3 protein-coding genes are annotated in these 3,038 nt (G+C 46.0%); all 3 read right to left on the bottom strand.

Annotated elements, in window-relative coordinates:
- Positions 1-205: 205 nt before the first annotated feature.
- Entirely contained in the window at positions 206-1,636 is a 1,431-nt protein-coding gene (gene scfB, locus QZR21_RS08800; protein ID WP_296100398.1) for a thioether cross-link-forming SCIFF peptide maturase, read from the bottom strand.
- 114 nt (positions 1,637-1,750) lie between these two features.
- A complete protein-coding gene (scfA, locus tag QZR21_RS08805) occupies positions 1,751-1,921 on the bottom strand; it encodes a six-cysteine ranthipeptide SCIFF (protein WP_296100395.1) in 171 nt (56 codons plus the stop codon).
- Between the two features lie 187 nt (positions 1,922-2,108).
- The gene (locus tag QZR21_RS08810) at positions 2,109-2,828 is read right to left on the bottom strand and encodes a hypothetical protein (protein WP_296975002.1); all 720 of its coding nucleotides are present in this window, start codon (positions 2,826-2,828) and stop codon (positions 2,109-2,111) included.
- Between the last annotated feature and the right edge of the window lie 210 nt (positions 2,829-3,038).

Consider the following 3,038-nt stretch of genomic DNA (forward strand, 5'->3'; position numbering starts at 1 on the left):
GTAGGCGACGGAGGTTAGCTATAGGAAGCGCCGCAGGCTGGACAGTTTTCCTGGCAACTAGCCGCTAGTAGCTAAAAGCTCCATGCGAATGACTCTACCCGTCAGCGCCGAACACACCAGCTCGACAAACTGAAATATGGCAAGTTGTCTTCCCCCGCCGGACAAGCAAAAAGTGGTGGCAGCTGCCACCACTTTCATGCAGTGTTTATTTATTCTTTGCTTCCCGCAGGGCTTCAAAGCTTCCCGGCTGGGCCATGACCTTCGGTTTCTTCAGCTGATTATAGGCCTGGATCATCATCGCGCATTCTACCCGTTTTTTCTGGATTTCACAGGTAATGTGATAGGGCTTATGGATATCACCGGCAAAGGCTTCATTGTTCGCATGGCAGCCGCCGGAGCAGAAGAACTTCGCCCAGCAGTCCACGCATTCCGGTTTCGTGAACACATGGTTTGCCCGGAAATCATGCATCATCTTCATGTTCTTTAAGCCTTCATATACATTTCCGAGAACATATCCTTCCCGGCCCACGAACTGGTGGCAGGGATAGATATCCCCATTCGGCACTACAGCCAGGTATTCATGGCCGGCGCCGCAGCCGCGGAGCCGCTTCGGCAGGCAGGGGCCTTTCCAGAGGTCCATATTGAAATGGAAGAAGAAGAACGGTCTCCCTTCCTCCTCCCTTTTAATAAAGAGCTGTGCCAGACGGTCATATTCTGCCTTTACCCGTGGCAGGTCTTCCTCCTTAATAGAATACTCTGCCGTATCCTCTCCCACCACCGGTTCCATGGACACTGCCGGGAATCCATGGTCCAACATATCTTCCACGTCTGTCGTGAAATCCAGGTTATATTTGGTGAATGTGCCGCGCACGTAATATTCCTCACCATTCCTGTGAGCAACGCAGTACTGGAGATTCTTCACAATCTGATCATAGGTACCATTTCCATTGACATCAGGCCGCATGCGGTCATGCATTTCCTTCCGGCCATCCAGGGAAAGAATGAGGCTGATATGGTTATCGGTCAGATACTTTACCTTTTCCTTATCAAGCAGCATGCCATTGGTGGTGAGGGACATCTTGATTTTCTTATGGTGCTTCTTCTCTTCTTTGTGCACATAATCAATGGTCTGCTGCACTACATGCCAGTTCATCAGCGGTTCGCCACCGAAGAAATCAAGTTCACAGTGTTCTCTGGGTCCGCTGTGGGCAATCAGGAAATCTACTCCCCGCCTTGCTACATCAAAGGGCATAAGCATGCGCCACTGGCCATAGCCGCCCTGTCCTGCAAAGCAGTACTTGCACCGAAGGTTGCAGTCATGGGCAATATTAAGGCAAAGGGCCTTAATAATCGGTCTGTCTTCAATAGCCATTTTGTAGTTCGGGTCCATAGGAGCAAAGAGAACTTCCTTTTTAATAAGGTCATCCAGATCATCCATGACCTCATTCAGTTCCTGTTCCTCATAGTTCCCTTTCAGGTTGGCAAGTACCATGTCACGATTCTTGCCATTATAAAATTCCAGGACCTTATAGGTTACATCATCTACCACATGAACAATACCGCTATTGACATCCATCACAATATTCATGCCATTCTGGCGGAAACGATGAATCATGGGCTTTACATTATAATCCATGAATACTCTCCTTCTTTAACACGACTCCTGGGAGCCGCCGATTACAATCAACAACAAACCATTGAAAGAAATTTAAAAGCCCCCGGCCTTATGGCCGGGGGCTGGGCCGTCAACTCAGGCTCTCTTTGCTTCTTTCGCTTCTTCCTGTGTTGTGCAGATCAGGTTTCCGATGGTGCAGCTTGTCTTGCAGGCAGACTGGCAGGAAGTCTGGCATTCACTGCAGCCTTCAAATTTAATGGAATCCTGCAGGGAAGAATGATTGATTGTAACGATATGTTTGGACATGATGTCACCTCCCAGAAACTGTTTTCTGAACTAATCATATCATAGGAATAAGGGGAAATACAAGTAAAAACTGAGCAGTACAAAATATGGAGTTATAAATAATTCTACATGACCATACTGAAACATCATTAAAGGACCTGGAGAAACTTATCCATGAAAGTGCAAACCGGAAGTGCCTATAAATGAATTAAAGCAAATAATATAACCCATACATAGCCCCCAGTGGAATCAATGTCATTCCCACCAGAGCTGTAAGGCAGCCCGTTTTCTTTCCATGGACAGCAAACCATTCATCGGCAATACGGTTCATTTCCTTGTATTCCCGTTCCAGCCCCTGGATGAGCCGCCACAGTTCCCGGCAGTCCGCTTCTGTCAGCGCCTCATTCGTATCCTCGGCCGCGGCAACAATCTGTTCTTTCTCCTTCTGCCTCTCTTCCTCTTCACGGCGGGCTTTTTCCTCAGCCTCTTTCATCTGGCCTTTAATATGGGCCTTCCAATCCCCTATCGGTTCTTCTTCCGTGGTTTTTTCCTTTTCTTTTTCTTTTTCTTCTTCTGCTTTTTTCTTTTCTTCCTTTTCTTCCATGAAGGACCCATTTTCTTCTCCTTCATCAACTGCCTTTAACAGTTCATCTTTTAATTTCTGGATGTCCTCTGTATATTTGTGAATAGCTGCATCCCAAAGGGTATAGTCCAGTTTTTTCTTCATGTCATACATATACATAGTACCGGACGTAGCCTGTTGGAAAAGAAACTTGGTATTATCCATATCAACAAAGATAGTCCCCACGGCCCCTTTGTTTTTAAATTTGGATTTACCCACTTTTACATAATACATAAAAGTACCAATATGTGCCCTCAAATTTCCAAGGGGGCTTTCTTTCTCGTGGCCCCTGTCAAAAAATCCCATGAACGTTCTCCTTGCCTGCTACACGAAAATAAGTGAAATCTTCTATCCATTATAAATGCAAAGTACCTGAAGTGGCAAGATAATTCAAATTGCGGTTTGTCGAGCTGTTAGAGCGAAGCTTACAGATAGAGTCATTCGTGCGGGGGCTTCTAGCTACTATAGTAAACGACATTAATTACTTTACTTTAAATCGATGCATCTATGTGCTAT

The organism is uncultured Dialister sp. (genome assembly GCF_900541605.1).
Classification (GTDB): domain Bacteria; phylum Bacillota; class Negativicutes; order Veillonellales; family Dialisteraceae; genus Dialister.